The 18,495-nt window shown below is 58.2% G+C and carries 14 protein-coding genes; 4 read left to right on the top strand and 10 right to left on the bottom strand.

Annotated features, from left to right (window positions below; all coding sequences use genetic code 11):
- Nucleotides 1-6 precede the first annotated feature (6 nt).
- The 4 genes from IBT46_RS20120 to IBT46_RS20105 form a co-directional block, all read right to left on the bottom strand.
- Entirely contained in the window at nucleotides 7-453 is a 447-nt protein-coding gene (locus tag IBT46_RS20120) for an STM2901 family protein (protein WP_200547118.1), read from the bottom strand.
- Nucleotides 454-713: 260 nt separating this feature from the next.
- Nucleotides 714-1,526, bottom strand: a complete 813-nt coding sequence (locus IBT46_RS20115; protein WP_200547117.1) for a PfkB family carbohydrate kinase — start codon at nucleotides 1,524-1,526, stop codon at nucleotides 714-716.
- Between the two features lie 12 nt (nucleotides 1,527-1,538).
- On the bottom strand, nucleotides 1,539-2,513 hold the full coding sequence (locus IBT46_RS20110; RefSeq protein WP_200547116.1) for an SIS domain-containing protein: 975 nt from the start codon (nucleotides 2,511-2,513) through the stop codon (nucleotides 1,539-1,541).
- 4 nt (nucleotides 2,514-2,517) lie between these two features.
- Nucleotides 2,518-3,303 carry an ABC transporter substrate-binding protein gene (locus IBT46_RS20105; protein WP_200547115.1) on the bottom strand — a complete coding sequence of 262 codons (786 nt, stop codon included), beginning with the start codon at nucleotides 3,301-3,303 and terminating at the stop codon, nucleotides 2,518-2,520.
- 227 nt (nucleotides 3,304-3,530) lie between these two features.
- Here IBT46_RS20105 and IBT46_RS20100 point away from each other — a divergent pair, with 227 nt between their 5' ends.
- Together IBT46_RS20100 and IBT46_RS20095 are read left to right on the top strand one after the other, a co-directional pair.
- Nucleotides 3,531-4,295 (top strand): GntR family transcriptional regulator, encoded by a 765-nt coding sequence (locus IBT46_RS20100; protein WP_200547114.1) that lies wholly within the window; start codon nucleotides 3,531-3,533, stop codon nucleotides 4,293-4,295.
- A 972-nt stretch (nucleotides 4,296-5,267) separates the two neighbouring features.
- Nucleotides 5,268-5,837 carry a sterol desaturase family protein gene (locus IBT46_RS20095; RefSeq protein ID WP_200547113.1) on the top strand — a complete coding sequence of 190 codons (570 nt, stop codon included), beginning with the start codon at nucleotides 5,268-5,270 and terminating at the stop codon, nucleotides 5,835-5,837.
- Here the strand turns inward: IBT46_RS20095 and crtB are convergent.
- The 6 genes from crtB to IBT46_RS20065 all read right to left on the bottom strand — a co-directional run bounded on the left by crtB (nucleotide 5,776) and on the right by IBT46_RS20065 (nucleotide 11,987).
- On the bottom strand, nucleotides 5,776-6,705 hold the full coding sequence (gene crtB / locus IBT46_RS20090) for a 15-cis-phytoene synthase CrtB (RefSeq protein ID WP_200547112.1): 930 nt from the start codon (nucleotides 6,703-6,705) through the stop codon (nucleotides 5,776-5,778). The two genes, IBT46_RS20095 and crtB, sit on opposite strands and share 62 nt — an antisense overlap.
- Nucleotides 6,702-8,180 carry a phytoene desaturase gene (locus IBT46_RS20085; RefSeq protein WP_200547111.1) on the bottom strand — a complete coding sequence of 493 codons (1,479 nt, stop codon included), beginning with the start codon at nucleotides 8,178-8,180 and terminating at the stop codon, nucleotides 6,702-6,704. Before IBT46_RS20085 ends, crtB begins: the two co-directional genes overlap by 4 nt.
- Entirely contained in the window at nucleotides 8,173-9,351 is a 1,179-nt protein-coding gene (gene crtY, locus IBT46_RS20080; protein ID WP_200547110.1) for a lycopene beta-cyclase CrtY, read from the bottom strand. The genes IBT46_RS20085 and crtY overlap by 8 nt, the downstream gene beginning before the upstream one ends.
- Nucleotides 9,348-10,376 (bottom strand): type 2 isopentenyl-diphosphate Delta-isomerase, encoded by a 1,029-nt coding sequence (fni, locus tag IBT46_RS20075; protein WP_200547109.1) that lies wholly within the window; start codon nucleotides 10,374-10,376, stop codon nucleotides 9,348-9,350. Before fni ends, crtY begins: the two co-directional genes overlap by 4 nt.
- Nucleotides 10,376-11,284 carry a polyprenyl synthetase family protein gene (locus IBT46_RS20070; protein ID WP_200547108.1) on the bottom strand — a complete coding sequence of 303 codons (909 nt, stop codon included), beginning with the start codon at nucleotides 11,282-11,284 and terminating at the stop codon, nucleotides 10,376-10,378. The genes fni and IBT46_RS20070 overlap by 1 nt, the downstream gene beginning before the upstream one ends.
- A gap of 148 nt (nucleotides 11,285-11,432) precedes the next feature.
- Nucleotides 11,433-11,987, bottom strand: coding sequence for a YtfJ family protein (locus tag IBT46_RS20065; RefSeq protein ID WP_200547107.1), 555 nt, complete (start codon nucleotides 11,985-11,987; stop codon nucleotides 11,433-11,435).
- A gap of 1,175 nt (nucleotides 11,988-13,162) precedes the next feature.
- Between IBT46_RS20065 and IBT46_RS20060 the strand changes: the two genes are divergently transcribed.
- Together IBT46_RS20060 and dagR are read left to right on the top strand one after the other, a co-directional pair.
- Nucleotides 13,163-15,256, top strand: coding sequence for a TonB-dependent receptor (locus tag IBT46_RS20060; protein WP_200547106.1), 2,094 nt, complete (start codon nucleotides 13,163-13,165; stop codon nucleotides 15,254-15,256).
- A gap of 399 nt (nucleotides 15,257-15,655) precedes the next feature.
- The gene (gene dagR, locus IBT46_RS20055) at nucleotides 15,656-18,454 is read left to right on the top strand and encodes a transcriptional regulator DagR (RefSeq protein WP_200547105.1); all 2,799 of its coding nucleotides are present in this window, start codon (nucleotides 15,656-15,658) and stop codon (nucleotides 18,452-18,454) included.
- The last annotated feature ends 41 nt before the right edge of the window (nucleotides 18,455-18,495 follow it).

Below are 18,495 nucleotides of genomic sequence, written 5' to 3'. Positions count from 1 at the left end.
AAGCTCTTACCATATACGATCGGAAGGATGTGCGAGGGTATTATATTTATTCACTGCTTTGAATGAAATAGTAGACACATCAACTGCCAGTATTATCCATCCCAATACGGGAATGGTTCTGCCAACGAATGTTCCTAATTTCTGAGTCATTATTCTTTTAGTGTTAGGAGGAAACCCCACCCACGTTGGAAGCCTGACTGGCATCATACGCTCCCTGAATAACCGTCTTGAATAGACAGAAGCAATAGAGGTTCCCGGTGTCGCTCCTGAAAACTTCCCTGCTACCGTAACGGTATTGGAACCCATATATATTGCAGCCACTGCAGTGATGTCTGATATACCAAAATGGTCTAATGTTTCATCAATCATAATCCAGAAAAACAACTCGCCGGCACTAAGATTAGAAGATCCATCATAGAAGTATGTTCCATTTAATTCTTCAACTGTATCCATAAGTTAACCTCTTACATTCCATGTAATGGATTAAATGGTACGTCTAAATAAAATTCAATTCACGACTTGGTTTATTAAATGTGTAACAAAAAGCGAAACTTCAACATTAAACTGAGAAATTGCCTCTTTGCGTAATAGTTGAATCATTACTACTGGCTATCGCCAGTAGTATTTAATCTAACTTGTAATAGAAAAAATGAGCAATGCCTTATTATTCCCTCTCATTTTTAAAGATAATAATGTGCTATATGACATTTTCCTCAGTAAGCTTCCCCATCACCAAAAGCGCCTTCCAGCAGGCAGATTTTCGCCGCGAACTGCGCTCCGGCGTGTAGTGCTACCGCAATATCCCCCTGCTGGCGGAAACTCAGCAGAAAGGCGGTGATAAATGCATCTCCCGCGCCCAGCGTATCAACGGGCGTAACCGCTTCCGGTGCCTGCTGATACCAGTTTTTCCCGTCGAACAGCAGCGCACCTTCAGCACCGCGCGTGGCAATCGCGTATCGGCTCCCGGCTTCAACCACCTTAACCAGCAGTTCGCGCGTTTCCTCAAGTGAACGATCCGCGCAGGAGAAAAATACCGCGTCCAGCCAGCGGCAGAGCGGCAGCGCCTGTTCGGTTACGAAATCATCCGAGAAATCATAGCTCAGCCAGCCGGGGAGCTGCGCCAGCTCGGGCAGCTGTTCATCGATATAGCTGTAGCTGCTGGTGTGGATCAACGAAAAATCCTGCAGCCAGTCGCGATGCGGCAAAATAAACGCCATCGATTCTGTCTGCCGCACGCCGCCAAGATTGGAATCAAGAAACACCCGCTCGCCCTGTTGGATAGTCAGACGCGCATAGCCATTTTCCCCTGCCACCTGGCGGCAGTAGCGTGTATCGATACTGCGCGCGGCCAGCGCACGCTGCACGTGCTCCGCCGCATTATCATCACCAAAAATCCCCAGATAGGCAGACTCCGCGCCCAGCATTGCGGCATAGACGCTGAAGTTCAGCGCATTGCCGCCGGGGTAACGCACGCGCCGGTGCTCATATTTATCGACAACGTTGTCGCCCACGCCAATCACTTTCATCTTACGCTGCCCTTAGTAGTCCACGACGCCCATGTAACGACGGGTTGAAAGCGGATGCTGACGGATATCGGCCAGCGCCGCGCGGTAGTCGCACATGATGCTGTAAAACAGTACCGGGTTAAAGTAGTCCACTACCGACGCGGGCAGCGCGTTCAGGCCCAGCTCACGGGCATCCACTACCACGGTTTTATCGTTGTAACGGTTCAGGAATGACAGCGCACGCTGGTCGAGTTCACGCGTACGGCCTTCGTTCATCAGCAGAATAAACGGTACGTGATTGTCGGTGACTTCAAACGGGCCGTGGAAAAACTCGCCGCTGTGGATGGAGGCAGCATCAACACGCTGCATCTCCATCAGCGAGCAGATGGCAAAGCCATAGGCATGGCCGTAAGACGCGCCGCTGGAAAGCACGTAAAACAGGGAATCATGCTGATAGCGGTCCGCAAAATCCGTACAGCGATCGGCCACCTGCGTCCGGCCCTGGCGGATCACCGCATCGATCTGCGTGAAGCCCTGCTGGAAATCCTGCCATCCGGCATAATCCTCCACCTGGCGCAGCACATCGACACACAGGCTGAGGATCAGCGCCATTGGATTATCGGTCACCGGCGTGTCATCTCCCCACTGGTACAGCAGGTTATGGTCGGCCCACTGCAACAGCTGCGCTTCCGCATTGTGAGTCAGCGTTACCGTTGCCGCACCGCGCGCTTTCGCCAGCTTCGCCGCCGCGACGGATTCCGGCGTGTTACCGCCGTGCGAGCAGACGATAACCAGCGATGATGCCCCCAGCGCTTTCGGCGTGGCGTAAACGAACTCATTGGCGGTCATCATCCACGAACGCAGGATGTCACTCTGCTCGCTGAGGAAATAGTGAGAGGGATACATATCCACCAGCGAGCCACCGCAGGCCACCAGGAAAATCTGACGCAGCGGAGTTGTCTGGAAATGGCTGCTCATCAGGGAGGCGATAATGGTTTGGGTCTGCATGGCGTTACTCACCGTAGATGTTGAAATTAAAGTATTTTTTCGCTAAACGATCGTAAGTTCCGTTAGCGCGGATGGTATCGATAGCCTGGTTAAAACGGGCCAGCAGCACCTGATCCTTCAGGCGCAGACCGATACCGGTGCCGGGCCCGAAGATCGTATCGTCTTTGACCTGTGGCTGGATAAGCGTGAAGCTTTGCCCCTGTGGCTTGTTGAGCAGCGCTTCGGTAATCACCACCGCGTCGTCCAGCGTGCCGTCAAGGCGACCGTTGATCAGGTCGGCATACACTGATTCCGCATCCGGATAGGTAATGACTTCCACGCCCGCACTACGCCAGTATTGGTTGGCATAGGTTTCAAATACCGATCCCTGCTGCACGCCAATACGCTTGCCCTTCAGCGATTCCGCCGTGGGATGCAGCGAGCTGTTCTTCGCAGCGATCAGGAATGCCGGCGTATTGAACAGCTTGTTGCTGAAGGCGATCGCTTTCTTACGCTCTTCGGTGATCGATAAGGACGAGAGAATCGCATCAAATTTCTTGGCCTGTAGCGCCGGGATCAGCCCGTCAAAGCTGTTCTGCACCCAGGTACATTCCACTTTCATCTCCGCACAGATGGCATTGCCGAGATCGATATCAAAGCCAACCAGCTGACCGCTGGCGTTTTTCGATTCAAACGGCGGGAAAGTGGGATCGATGCCGAAACGGATCTGATCCGCAGCCGTTGCTGAGTGGACACTTGCTGACAGAGCGAGAGCGGCCGCCAGTACTGCGATAGTTGTTTTTATTCTCATAGCTGTTCCCCTGGTGTTGCATTTATACCAAAAAACATACCATGAGTATTGATATACGCTTTTAGTGCTTTATATAGCAACAATTATTGTTGATTAAATACCAAAAAAATCCGGATGGTATGTTATTATTTGTGCAGTTTGTCGCTTCAATTAAACGCATTTAGTTCACTAAAACAATATCTTGATATTCAACCTGTTTCATTTTCAACATCAGAGCTAAACAGACCATGAGCACATCTGAAAAGCAGACCAGGAAGCCCAGAAAAAGCTATCTTGAGGCACGTAAGCGGCTGCTGGAGATCCTCCATTCCCCCGATTTCAACAGCGGCGATCAGATCCCCGCCGAACGCGAGCTATGTGAGCTACTGTCCCTCAGCCGGATGACCGTGCGCAAACTGCTGGCGGAGCTGGTTGAGGAAGGTGTGCTGGAGCGCCGGGGCAATCAGGGCACCTGGCTGTTGGATACCCCCATTGAACGACCGCTACAGCCCGCATTGGGGATCGGTAAGATCCTTGAGCTTAACGGTGCCGTTCCCAGCAGCCAGCTGATCTATTTCCATATATCTACCGCCAGCGCCCGTATTGCACGCCTGCTGCATATTGCAGAGGGCGACGAAGTGGTGATGATCAAACGCCTTCGTCTGGCCGACGGGCAGCCTTTCTGTCTGGAAACCAGCTATTTACCCCGGGCGTGGGTCGTGGATCTCAGTGCCGAAATGCTGGAAGAAGCCGGATCGCTGTATCGCCTGCTGGCCGAACGCTACCAGATTCAGGATGTGTACGATGAAGGAACGCTTCGCGCTGCGGCGATGAACGAAGAGGAACATCAGCTGTTGCAGGCGAAGCCGGAGAGCCCGGCGCTGGTGTATCGCGGGGTGATTTACGACAGGCAGCGTCGGCCAATTGAGTATCTGGTTTCGGTGAATCATCCGCAGCGGGTGGCTTTTCGTATTAACGGGGGATTAAATGAGGTGGATGCTCCGGCGGTTTAACGGTCGGTGAGATTCGATGTGAATCGGTGGTAACGCTGGCTGGTTGTGCCCGGTCGGGCTGGTCCTCGCGCCGCTTTGCGGTTCCTTCACTTTGTTTGTCAGCCTGTCGGACCGGCACAGTCGCTTGTTTGCAAAGTCTGAGTTGGCGCTGGCTGGTTGTGCCCCCGGTCGGGCGTCCTCGCGCCGCTGCGCGGTGCCTTCACTTCGTTTGTCAGCCTGTCGGACCGGCACAGACGCGCGTCCTGCGCGGCTATGCCTTTCGCCCACTTCCCTGTGGGCGAATCCTGGCTTCCTCTCTGCGTTCAGCGCTGTGGATTGCCCGCTCGGGGGCACAACCAGCCTGCTTTCTGACTTCCGCGTTGCCTGAAAAACCAATCAGGTCTTACTTCTTTCCGTTCTGTGCCGTGGATTTCCCGTCCGGGGCACAACCAGCACGCTGAAGGCCAGAAATATCACCATTCCTGCGATCGTTTTGCTTAAGTGCAGTTCATGACAAATCCATTTTGTGAACTGCCGTCGCTAGCTGAAGGTCCTGGATAACAACCTGAGAGCAGTCTTGAGCAATACAGCCGGGTTTGAGTACTCAACGCTGAACTACGTTCTTAAAACAGCGAGCACTTAGCCAAAAGGGGCACGTCCTCTGCGGCGGCAGGGCAATCCGCAGCGCTGAGGTGCAGGCTGTGGGGCCGGAGAGACCAGCATGGATGCTGGGCTCAGGTGCAGCGCGGGCAGGACGCCCGCTCTGCGCCGATCCGCAAGACCTACAGCCGGAACCGAAGGGACCGCGCAGCGGCGCGAGGACCGCCCGGCCGCCGCAGAGGACGTGCCCCGATCGCTAATCCCACCGCCAACCCAAATCGCTAATCCCACAGCAATTAACACCGCATACTCAGCAGCCCCCCACCCCATTGCTATACTTATCAATCACCCGGAGCACATACCCTCTCAGCCCCTGGACAACAAGGAATACAAATGCTCGTGCTGTGGAATACCCTGATTGTCCTGGCGACCGTCGCCGCAATGGAAGTGATTGCCGCGCTGACGCACAAATACATCATGCACGGCTGGGGATGGGGCTGGCACCTCTCGCACCATGAACCGCACAGCGGCAAATTCGAAGTGAATGACCTGTATGCCGTGGTTTTTGCCGCGCTGGCGATCGCGCTGATCGCCACCGGCGCGTCGGGCGTCTGGCCATTACAGTGGATTGGGGCGGGGATGACGCTGTACGGCCTGCTCTACTTTATCGTTCACGACGGCCTGGTCCACCAGCGCTGGCCGTTTCGCTATATTCCGCGTAAGGGGTACTTAAAACGCCTGTACCTGGCCCATCGGCTGCATCATGCGGTGCGGGGGAAAGAGCACTGCGTGTCGTTCGGTTTTCTCTATGCGCCGCCGGTGGCAAAGCTACAGGCGACGCTGCGCAGCCGTAATAAACAGGCACACACCAGCAGCGACAGAACCGACAAAACAACAGCAGCTAGCGGGGACGCTGCCACAGATCGCGCGCACGAGGCGTCGGCTTCGCGAGGCGAGAACTGAGCGCCTGCGCAGCACCCTTAACCAGCAGCCCGAGCTTCTCCGGCCGACTGGTCCCCTGGCGAACATCCCAGGCGCGGGGGCCGGCAGCGCTAACCTTCACGCCAATTTCGCGATAAACGCCGTGCGCAGAGGCAATCGCCCACGCGCTGCGTAAAGGCAGGCCGGGCAGACCGGCGCGGGCAGAGGCGTAGTAAGGTTCCGCTGCCACCACCAGCCGCTGCGCCAGGCGCGCCAGTTTGTCGCGATAAACCGGATCGGCAATCTGAGCGGCGGTGATGCCTTCCTCAGCCAGCCACTGCGCGGGCAGATAGTAGCGCCCCACCTGCGCATCTTCTACGATATCGCGGGCGATGTTGGTTAACTGGAACGCCAGCCCCAGGTCGCAGGCGCGATCCAGCACCGATTCGTCACGCACGCCCATCACCCGCGCCATCATCAGGCCCACCACGCCCGCCACGTGATAGCAGTAGCGCAGCGTATCTTCAAACGTAACGTAGTGCGTTTCCCGCACGTCCATCGCGAAGCCCTCAAGATGTTCAAAAGCCAGACGTGGGGGAATGCCGTGACTTAGCGCCACCTCCTGCAACGCGGCGAAGGCCGGGTCGTCCATTTTTATGCCGTCAAAGGCACGCTGCGTCTGCATTTTCAGGCAATGCAGCCGCTGTACCGCACTGTCGCTGTCCGGGGCCGCCTGATGAAAGCCCAGCGCCTGGCCGTCAATCACATCATCACAGTGGCGGCACCAGGCGTAGAGCATCAGCGCACTGCGCCGGGTCGGAACATCAAACAGCTTTGATGCGGTGGCAAAACTCTTTGATCCTGCCGCCATCGTTTCGGTGGCGTGATCCATCAACGTGCTGTTCGTCATTGGAGATCCTCCAGCATCAGGCGAGCGGTGGCTTTTGCCGAACCGATGACGCCGGGTATGCCCGCTCCCGGATGGGTGCCCGCGCCAACCAGATAGAGGTTGCTAATCCGGCTGTCGCGGTTATGCGGCCGGAACCAGGCACTCTGCCGCAGGATCGGTTCGATGGAAAATGCCGATCCCTGCCAGGCACCCAGCCGATCGCGGAAATCGAACGGCGTAAACATGCGGTGCGTCACCAGCTGCTCGCGCAGGCCGGGCATGTAGTGCTGCTCCAGATAGGCGAAAATGCGGTCGCGCAGGCGCGGACCTTCCACCGTCCAGTCGAGATCCGCCGTGCCAAGATGAGGTACGGGCGCTAACACGTAGTAACTGCCGCAGCCCGGCGGAGCCAGGGACGGATCGGTCACGCAGGGCGCGTGCAGATAAAGGGAAAAGTCTTCCGACAGCGTGGGGGAGTGAAAGATCTCATCGATCAGTGCCTTATAGCGCGGACCAAAACAGACGGTGTGGTGCGCCAGCTGGCTGTGATGCTTATTCAGCCCGAAATAGAGTACAAACAGCGAGTTGCTCAAGCGCTTACGCTTCAGCGATGCGCCGCGTGCCGCGCCGATGGGGTGGTGCCCCAGAAGTTTTGCATAAGTCTGTACCACATCGGCATTTGAAGCCACCGAAGCCGTTGCGATCCGCCGCCCGTCCTTCAGCTGCACCGCGCAGATGCGCTCGCCTTCCGCCTCCAGCCTGGTCACTTCGGCGTTCAGCTCCAGCGTGCCGCCGAGATCCTCAAACAGCTTCACCAGCCCCTGCACCAGCGCCCCGGTGCCGCCGCGCGCAAACCACACGCCCCATTCCCGCTCCAGCGCGTGGATCAGCGTGTAAATGGACGAGGTGGCGAAGGGATTGCCGCCGACCAGCAGCGAGTGGAAGGAGAATGCCTGGCGCAGCTGTTCGTTTTCAATAAACGCCGATACCCTGCCGTAGACGCTGCGCCACGCCTGAAGCCTTGCCAGCTGCGGCCCGGCGCGCAGCATATCGCGGAAGGATAAAAACGGTACGCTGCCCAGCTTGAGGTATCCTTCTTTAAACACCGCCTGCGAGTAGGCCAGAAACTGTTGGTAGCCTTCCACATCGCGCGGGTTGAGGCGGTGGATCTGTGCTTCCAGCCTTGCCTGATCGTTGTCGTAATCGAAGACTTCACCATCTTCCCAGCAAAGCCGGTAAAACGGCGTGACCGGCAGCAGTTCGACGTAATCCTCAATGCGCTTACCGGCCAGGCTGAACAGCTCTTCGATCGCCGTTGGGTCGGTAATCACCGTCGGTCCGGCGTCAAAAGTGAATCCTTCTTCCCTGTAAACATAGGCGCGTCCGCCCGGTTTATCTCGCTGCTCCAGCAGCAGCGTGGGGATACCTGCGGCCTGCAGGCGGATCGCCAGGGCAAGGCCGCCGAAGCCAGAACCGATAACGACTGTTTTATTCATCGTGAAAAACTCGCAGCCGGGGGGAGTAGTTCAGTGCGGCGCGCAGGGCTTCGCCAACCGGAACCGGTGGCTTACCTGCCAGAATCCGCACCCTGTCTTGCAGCGTTAGCTGACCCGCGTAGAAGCGGGCAATCAGTCCGTGGTTCAGTTGATAAAATCGCTGCATCACCTGCCAGCGCGCCTGCGGCGGCCCGGCGAGAAACAGCATGCGGTTAAGCAGGCGAAAGAAGCGCTGACGCCGCCACTGTGCCAGGGCGTAATCCTGAATCAGCCTGAACAGCGCAGCGGCGTTCAGATCGGGGGCTGCGGCGATTAAATCCGCCAGCGCCACCGCCTGCGGCAGTGAATAACCGGTGGTGGCGTGAAACAGCCCGACGCGCAGCCCGCTGCCCGGCAGCCCCGCCTGTGCCTGCCAGAACGCACGCGCATCCCCTGCCAGCGCGATTGGCAGATTGCCCTGCTCTTCTCGTTCCAGCCGTTCAAGCATCCAGCCCTGACGCGCCGCGTACTGGCGGATCTGCTGCCGCGCGAGATCGCCGCTCAGCGTAGCGCGATCGATGTAGTGCGTATCTTCAATCAGCAGCCGATGTTCGGAAAGCGGCAGAGTGTAAACAAAACGGTAGCCCGCCGACTGGTCAACGGTGGCATCCATCAGTATCGGCCGGGTCAGACCGTGCGGCTGGCTCAGGCTCCACTGCTGGCCTAAAAAGGCCTGGCAGCCGACGATCAGATGGGGACTGGGCCGATAGCCGCGCCCGTCAATCACTGCCGCCGCGCTCAGCGTTTGTCCATTATCCAGCGTCACCGTTTCCGGCGTCAGGCTAACGGCTCGAGCACCGGTCCACAGGTTGTCCCCCAGCGCCTGACGGATCGCGATGGCAAAGTGTTCTGAGGTCACGCTGATATACTCGCCCGCCAGCGTGCGGTTCATCGCCGGGAAGCGCACGTCGTATCCCGCCCAGCGGTGCGCCACCAGCGGCGCCAGCCAGCGATGCTGCCCGGGCAGCAGATCGCGCTGATGGAAGGACCAGGTGTGATTACCGCCCGGTTCAGCATCCGACTCAATCATCAGCACGCGCAGCCCTGGCTGCAATTGACGCAGCCGCCAGGCAATCAGACCATTCGCCAGCCCGGCACCCACCAGTATCAGATCCCAGCGAGGTGCACTCATTCAGCGGGGACCAGTTTAGCCTGACGGAGATCGCGAAGGCTGCCGCTGCCGGAGCAGAAGCAGGCTATACGCAGTTGTTCAATCATCACCTGAAAATGATCAACCACCGCCTCGCCGGAGACCGTTGCGCAGCTCAGTACACCTGCGGCCTGGCCGACTAAATTGGCTCCCAGGCGCAGCGCTTTCGCCGCATCTATGCCATCGGCAATACCGCCGGAAGCAATCAGCGGCACGTGCGGCAGCGCCTGATGCAGCTCTGTCAGCGCCTGCGCGGTAGGGATACCCCAGTCGGAGAAAGCCATCGCCACCGCCCGGGCCTGCGGTGATACGGCCCGCTCTCCCTCCACCGCTGCCCAGCTGGTGCCGCCCGCGCCGGCGATATCCAGCATCGCCACACCCACGTCAACCAGTTGACGCGCCACCGGTACGGACAGCCCCGCGCCAACTTCTTTGACAATCACCGGCACCGGCAATGCTTCAACCGTATGGGCAATGGCGGCCAGCACGCCGCGCCAGTCGTGGTCACCCCCGTGCTGCAGGGCTTCCTGCAGCGGATTAAGATGGATAATCAACGCATCGGCCTCAATCATTCCGACCGCCCGCCGGGCATATTCCGTACCGCTTTTTCCGGCGATTTGTGCCGCGCCAAGATTTGCCAGCAGCGGAATATCCGGAGCAAGCTGGCGCAGTTCGCGCGTCAGCCCCCAGTCCTGTTCGCTTTCCAGTGCCACGCGTTGGGAACCCACGCCCATTGCCAGCCCGAGCGCCTGAGCGGCCTCCCCCAGGTGACGATTAATACTTTTGGCGCGCCGGGTCCCGCCGGTCATCGAACTAATCAGCAGCGGAGCCCGCAGCGTTTTACCGAAAAGCGCGGTGTGAAGATCGATGCGATCGAGACTCAGCTCCGGCAGCGCACAGTGCTCAAAGCGCCAGCGTTCAAAACCGGTTGTACGGGTTTTCACCCTGCGCGAAGGGTCAAGAATGATATCGAGGTGATCGCTTTTTCGCTGGATAAGATCGCTCATTAGCACCCCGGCTGCGTGCTGTTTTTACCAAACTGCGCCATCTGATTGTCGAACCAGGCATGCATAAAATGCCGGGTAGAGAGGCCACGATGACAGGCGCTGGCGATATGTTCATCCGCGCTGCGCAGATGTTCACGCAGCTTCTGATGGACCGCTTCGGCACCCAGCAGGGCCACCAGCGTCGATTTGCCACTGTCCTGGTTAGCGTCTTTGCCGGTGTTGCTCAGCCCGTCGGAGAGATCGTCCATCAGCTGGAATGCCTGTCCCAGATCCTGAGCGAAACAGCGCAGGCGCTGACGGGTTTGGAGTGAAGATCCGGCTACGATGGCCGCCATCTGTAATGAGGCATCAAATAAACGGCTGGTTTTGAGTTCGTTGGCCAGCAGGATCGCTTCGCTGCTTCTCGCCCGGCTGCCTTCGCTGAGATCGAGATACTGGCCCTGCACCAGCCCCTGCGAACCCACCGCCAGCGAAAGTTCTGCAACGGCCTGGGTTTTGCAGGCGGGAGTCAACGACTGTGCTTCCACCACCACGCCAAAAGCGCGGCTAAGTAGCGCAACGGCGGCAAGGATAGCGACACTCTCGCCATACTGAGTGTGGATAGTCGGACGACCGCGGCGCAGTAACGCATTGTCCATACAGGGGATATCATCCAGCATCAGCGACGCGGCATGCACCATTTCAACCGCGCAGGCAAGGTCGAGCAGGCCGGGCTGCTCTACTGCACAGCCCAGATCGCGGGCGGCAAGGATAAGCAGCAGCGGGCGAACGCGTTTCCCGGATGCCAGCGTGCCTTCGCGCATGGCGGTAAACACCAAATCCTGCTGTTCTCCGGCGGGTAAAAGCTGGTCCAGGCGGTTCTGCAGGGCTTCCCGTAGCCTTTTCAGTTCGTCTTCATGAGTGTTCATCGTTGCAGGCTACCCCTGACATTCACATGGCTTTATTTGCAAAGCCTAGTGCAATATTCAGAAATTTCTCTGAGTATTGGGGGATGCGACAAACTTTTACAAAAAACATATGGTTTGTACAGGTTTCCGGCCGTCTTCGCGCTGGGATCTAAACCTGCAGCTGCTGAACCAGGGCAATGACCTGCTGAACCTGTTCATCGGTTAACGCCCCGTCTTTGGCAAATCGGATCCGGCCCTGCTTATCCAGTACCACCACCGCCGATCCGCCTTCGGCCAGCCGCCAGGCCTGCCTGACTGCGCCCTTTTCATCCACCACAAACTGTGCGCCGGGCGTTTCCCTTTTGCTGCTTTCCAGGCTCTGCCGGACAAACATCGCGCTGCCGGGGATGGCATCGTCGGTATTGACGATGGTTGTAATCCGGACCGTGGCGGCAGGGAAGCGGGCATTTTCAATTGCCTGAATTAACGCGGCATTGCTCTCTTTCGCTGCCAGTCGCCCGGCCATGTGCAGCACGATGCCCGTTTTGCCGGTCAGCCTGGCGCTGTCCCAGCGTTGGTAGCGTATTTCATCCTGCTGCACGGCCAGCTCGCCGCGGTCCGTCACGCCGACCGGCGGCAGGGGCTGGCCGGGGATCAGGTTGTGTGCGGAGGTGATAAACGGCAGGCCGCTGAGGGTCAGCAGGAGGGAAAGGCGCAGCAGCATAGTGGGGTCCGGGGTGGGGGCTGGGTTACTGACTATAGGTGATGGTTTTGTGTTTTGCTCAGAGGGGATTGCTGCCGGACCGGCTCAACAGAGGGTCGTTTGCAAAGTCTGACGTTAGCGCTGGCTGGTTGTGCCCCCGATCGGCCGGTCCTCACGCCGCTTGCGCGGTGCCCTCACTTCGATCGTCAGCCTGTCGGACCGGCACAGACGCGCGTCCTGCGCGGCTGTACCTTTCGCCTGCGTCCATGCAGGCGAATCCTGGCTTCCTCTCTGCGTTCAGCGCTGCGGATTGCCCGCTCGGGGGCACAACCCGCCTGCTTTCTGACTTTCGCGTTGCCTGCTGAAAATTAAAGACAACACCATTCAGGCTATCGTTTTACGTGTTGAACAAAGAGTGATCGGGGGATTCTACTGAATTGGATGGCGGAAAAAATCAGACGCAGTATCGGCAAGCATCTTCCTCCACAAAACCACTCTGTAATCAGCAGAGAAAACTCCCCACCAACCCGTTTTAACAAACTGGCACTACGGATATCAGGCCGAATACAAAGTATGAAAACAAACTTTAATATTTCAGGAGCAGCGAGGAATTAGCCGTAAGGAGCACATCCTGCAAACAGATGCTGAATAACGTTCCTGAAACAGCGAGCAATTAGCCAAAAGGGGCACGTCCTCTGCGGCGAGCGGGCAATCCGCAGCGCTGAGGTGCAGGCTGCGGGGCCGGAGAGACCAGCAGGGATGCTGGGCTCAGGCGCGGCGCGGGTAGGACGCCCGCTCTGCGCCGATCCGAAAGACCCGCAGCCGAAACCGAAGGCACCGCCAGCGGCGCGAGGACCGCCCGGCCGCCGCAGAGGACGTGCACCGATCGCCAATCTCAACGCAACCCACCCGCAAGGCCCGAAGCCGGAACCGAAGGCACCGCGCAGCGGCGCGAGGACCGCCCGGCCGCCACAGAGGACGTGCACCGATCGCCAATCCAAACCGCAAGCCCCGCAGCAGAAAACGTACAGCGATCTCCATTCCCGCCGCCATTCACATCGCAATCTCTCAAGTAAAAAAGACTCACAAAAATAGAAATGCCAATCATTATCATTCTTTATATCGTTAACACTCCGTTTAGAAAGTGTTTATTAATGTAACGCCGCGTCTTTTCGAAATTACTTAATGGTCCTGATATGAAAAAAAATAACATCACCGCCGCAATCCTCTTTGCGGTATCAGCACCCGTTTTTGCCCAGGAAGGCACTCTGGTAGTAACGGCCAGCGGCTATGAACAAAAACTCACTAACGCACCCGCCTCAATCTCCGTCGTCAGCCAGGATGAACTGACCAAAAAGAATTACAGCGATCTGGGTGAGGCACTCAGCGGCATGGAAGGTGTAGATGTCCGCGGTGGCACCGGGAAAACCGGCGGGCTGGATATCTCCATTCGCGGCATGCCCAGCAGCTACACGCTGATCCTCATCGACGGTATCCGACAGAATGCCAGTTCCGATACCACCCCCAACGGTTTCGGCACCCTGAATACCGCCATGATGCCGCCGCTTTCCGCTATCGATCATATCGAAGTAATCCGTGGCCCGATGTCAACGCTTTACGGCTCCGATGCCATGGGCGGCGTCATCAACATTATTACTAAGAAAAATACCGACGAATGGCACGGCGGGCTGAACCTCTCCCATTCGGTACAGGAACACAGCAAATGGGGCGACAGCTCGACCGTGGGCCTGTACACCAGCGGCGCGCTGATCCCCAATACGCTGGATCTGACCCTGCGCGGCAACTTCGAACACCGCCAGGGTTCCAGCGTCACCAGCCTGAGCGACAGCGGCAGCGATACGCGCGTTCCCTATCCCACCAAAAGCAATAACTACACCGTGGGCGGGCGGCTGAACTACAAAACCAGCGATAAAAATACTCTGTGGATCGATGGCGAAACCGCCGAGCAGGAGTATGACAACAGCCACAGTCAGCTTGGCCCGATCGGCACCAGCGGCGGCGGCTATCGCGACAAACTGCACTATCAGCGCAACAAAGTGGTTATCGGCCACGACACCGATCTGTCACTAGGCCGCTGGAGCTCCAGCCTTTCCTATGCGGTTACGGAAAACAAAGGCCGCGTACTGACCCCGCGTACGCTTTCTGCGGAGAACAGCGGTCTGAGTGGACAGGATCGTGAGCTGAAGAACACCAATGCGATTTTCAATACCAGCATCGTGGCGCCGATCGGTGACGATCATCTGCTGACCGTGGGCGGTGAATACTGGGATTCCCGCCTGAAGGACGGCATCGTGCTGGCGAACAGCGGCGAAACCTTCAAGCAGAAAACCTGGTCCCTGTTTACCGAAGACGACTGGCAGATTATCGACCCGCTCTCCCTGACCTGGGGCGCGCGCTACGAGAAACACGACAGCTTCGGCGGCCACGTCAGCCCGCGTGCCTACCTGGTATGGAACGCGCTGGATGACTGGACGGTGAAGGGCGGCGTCAGCACCGGCTATAAAGCCCCTTCCCTCGCCCAGCTGCATAACGGCGTCAGCGGCGTGGCGGGCAACGGCCTTGTCAGCACCCTCGGCAATCCGAACCTGAAGCCGGAATCCAGCGTTAACTACGAAACCGGGATTTACTATGAAAATGCCGATAACGTAAAAGCCAACGTCACCGGATTTATCAGCAACTTCCGTAACGCCATTTCCAGTGAAACCATCGACGATTCGACAAACTCGTATCGTAATGTCGGCAAGGCGATCAACCAGGGGATTGAGTTCGCCTCCTCCTTCCCGGTGGTTATCCCTGAACTGACGCTGAACCTGAACTACACCTACACCGACAGTAAACAGCGCGGTGGCGATAATCCGGGTGCGCCGCTGACCAATACCGCACGCCATATGGCTAACGCGAAGATGTCCTGGCAGATGAGCGACGATCTGACCTCGTGGATCACAGCGGAATATCACGGCAAAACCCCGCGCTACACCACCGGCTACGGCAACCTGAGCGCGATTGAGAAAACGGTCTACGACGATCGCGGTGCCTACCTGAAGGCCTGGACGGTGGTGAACATGGGCGCGGCGTATAAGATTACCCCGGCGCTGACGGTGAACGGCACGATCAATAACGTACTGGATAAGGACTTCTCGAAAGTCAGCCTGTATCAGGCTGGCCGCAGCAGCACCTACGCCGGTGATTACTTCCAGACGCTGGCCTCCACCACCGGCTACGTAACGCCTGGCCGCAACTACTGGGTGTCGCTGAACTACACGTTCTGAGTATAAGAGTACAACTCAGGCTTACCTTCCGGTAAGCCTGAAATCAATCTTTCAAGTTCTAAAACAGCGACTAATTAGCCCAAAAGGGAAACGTCCTCTGCGGCGGCCGGGCAATCCGCAGCGCTGAGGTGCAGGCAGCGGGGCCGGAGAGACCAGCAGGGATGCTGGACTCAGGTGCAGCGCGGGCAGGACGCCCGCTCTGCGCCGATCCGCAAGACCCGCAGCCGAAACCGAAGGGACCGCATAGCGGCGCGAGGACCGCCCGACCGCCGCAGAGGACGTGCCCCGATCGCCAATCTCAACGCCAATCCCCACCCCGCATCTGCAACCCTCGTCTCTTTCTCCTCCCGCCGATTAGTGTATGTTCTGAAACGTCATTTATTTTTCAGTGGTAATGAGATGAAACGGATTGAAATCATACTGGGGGAGCTGGAACGGTTAACGCAGGGACTCAGCCTGACCGACCTGGCAGAAGAAAAAGCCTGCACCGCCGAAGCGATGGGATTTAACCTCGGACTGGCGCGCAACTCGGTGAGCAAGGACCTTAATCAGCTGTGGAATGATGGCCTGGCAATCAAAAGCCGCGGCCGTCCGGTGTTCTTTCTGCACCGCCGGGCGGCGGAAGCGCTGCTGGGCCGAGCGCTGGAGGAGTCGGAACGCGAAGTGCGATCGATCGCCGACCTGCTGCCGCGCCGGGAAAATCACGCTACCGACGATCCCTTCACTGCGCTGACCGGATTCGATCGCAGCCTGCGCGATGCGGTGGAAAAAGGCCGTGCCGCCGTGCTCTACCCGCACGGGCTGCACGTGTTGCTGACCGGCCCTTCCGGCGTGGGCAAAACCTTTTTCGCCGAGCTGATGCATCGCTTTGCCTGCAAGCACGCGGCCGGAACTCCGCCGCCGCTGGTCTACTTTAACTGCGCGGAATACGCCCACAATCCGGAGCTGCTCTCTTCCCATCTGTTCGGGCATCGCCAGGGCGCGTTTACCGGTGCCAGCGAAAATAAAATCGGGCTGGTGGAGCAGGCGGACGGCGGCTATTTACTGCTGGATGAAGTGCATCGCCTGCCGTATGAAGGCCAGGAAAAACTGTTCTCTATCCTTGATAAGGGCGAGTATCGCCCGCTGGGAACCAGCAGCACGCCGCGCCCGATTGCCATCCGTCTGATTTGTGCCACCACCGAACCGGTCAGCTCCGCCCTGCTGCGCACCTTCCAGCGGCGAATTCAGGTCTGCATCGACCTGCCGGGCATCCGTCAGCGATCGGTTGAGGAACAGATCGAGCTGATCGTTGGCTTCTTACAGCGTGAAAGCCGCAAGATCGAACGCACCGTCAGCATTGATAAAACGCTGCTGCTCTGGCTGCTGAATAAGCCGCTGGAGGGCAATATCGGCCAGCTGAAAAGCGATATTCAGTTCCTGTGCGCGCAGGCCTGGGCGGCGGGGATGACGGAACATAACGATACGCTCCAGCTGGATAAGCAGCTGGTGGAAATGCCGTTTAACGCCACGCCAGAACAGCGCCAGCGGGTGGATGGTCTGTTTGCCGGTAAGGAGCGGCTGAGCGTGGATGCGCGCACTCTGCCCGCGTTAAAAACCTCGCTGGCCAGCGGGATGGAGGCGGAAGAGAGCGATCTGTTCTACAGCTTCCTGACCCGCGAATACGTCAACCTGCGCAACAGCAATGTGCCGCCCGCTGAAACGCTGGCGATCCTGAAAAACAAGCTCAGCTCGATTTTTGAATACGGACTCTACAGCCGCGGCAGTACCGCGCATCCGCCGCGCTACGGCGATCGGATCGAAGAGCGGGTCACGCTGCTGATCGGCTGCGTGGAACAGGTGCTGGGCTTTGCCCTGCCGGAAAACCTGCTGAACCCGCTGCGCAAACACTTCCTCGCGCTGATTGGTTACGTGCAGCGTGGACTGATCCCACAGCTTTATTCATCGAATCTGATCCTCGACCGCTGTAAGGATGAGTACGAGAATGCCACCCTGCTGTGCCGGAAAATCAACGAGCTGCTGCATATCCAGTGCCCGGCGACGGAGGTCGTCTGGCTGTGCCTGTTCCTCAAGGAGTGTCGCCACTACCGCCAGCGGATCGACGCCAGCCCCGACTGCGGGGTGATCCTGATTGCCCACGGCGCGACTACCGCCACCAGCATGGCGCAGTACGTGAATCGGGTGCTGGAGCGCGAGCTGTTCAGCGCCATTGATATGCCGTTTGAGCAGTCGGTGCACGATACGCTGGAAACGCTGACGCAGATGATTCAGGCCCGCCGGTACCGGCGGCTGATCCTGATGGTGGACATCGGTTCGCTGGTCCATTTTGGCAGCACCATCAGCAAACTGTTCCAGATCGATGTGCTGCTGATGCCGAATATCACTCTGACCAGCCTGCTGGAAGTGGGGCTGGATCTCAGCTATGAAACCAGCGATCTGCCGCAGCTGGCCCAGCTGATGCAGGATAAAGGCATCGCCAGCCAGTTCTGCACGCCGCAGCAAGAGCACGGCGGCAAGGTGCTGGCCATCTCCTGCATTACCGGCATGGGCACGGCAGAGAAAATCAAAAAGGTGCTGGAGGAAAGTTTCGGCGAGCTGATGTCGCAGGATACCCGGCTGGCGATCCTCGATTACAACGAGGTGCGCAGCCTGGAGCGCGTGCAGCAGGCGCTGAAGCCCGGTGAACGGCTGGCGGGCATCGTCGGTACTTTCCAGCCGGGGCTGCCGGATATTCCCTTTATCTCGCTGGAGGAGCTGTTCTCCGAGCAGGGGCCGGAGCTGGTGCTGAGCCTGCTGACGCCGGATCTCTCCAGTGCCGAACGCCGGCTGGAAATGGAGCGCAGCGCGATGCGTTTTATCAGCGCGCTGACCATGGAAAGCATCATCAACCACATTTCGGTGCTCAATCCTCAGCGCATACTGAAGGAGATGGAGAGCGTATTTGACCATCTCACCACCACCCTTTCGCTTAAACCGAGCCGCCAGGTGACACTGCGCTTCCTGATCCACTGCTGTTGCATGGTCGAGCGTATCGTGATTAATCGAAAACCGTTACAGATGGCGCTGGAAAACCGGCCCGATCTCGACGTCCGCGCGCTTAGTGTCATCAAAACCGCGTTTCTGCCGATTGAAGAGGCCTACGCCATTAGAATGTCCGACGCGGAATATTTTTATATCTACGAACTGCTCTACGGTTAACCCCTTATCCGGCGGGGCCCCGCGCCCGGCCGTGCCTGCCA

Source organism: Erwinia sp. S38, assembly GCF_016624545.1.
Taxonomy (GTDB): domain Bacteria; phylum Pseudomonadota; class Gammaproteobacteria; order Enterobacterales; family Enterobacteriaceae; genus Erwinia; species Erwinia coffeiphila.
This window is presented reverse-complemented; position numbering and strand designations above follow the sequence as displayed.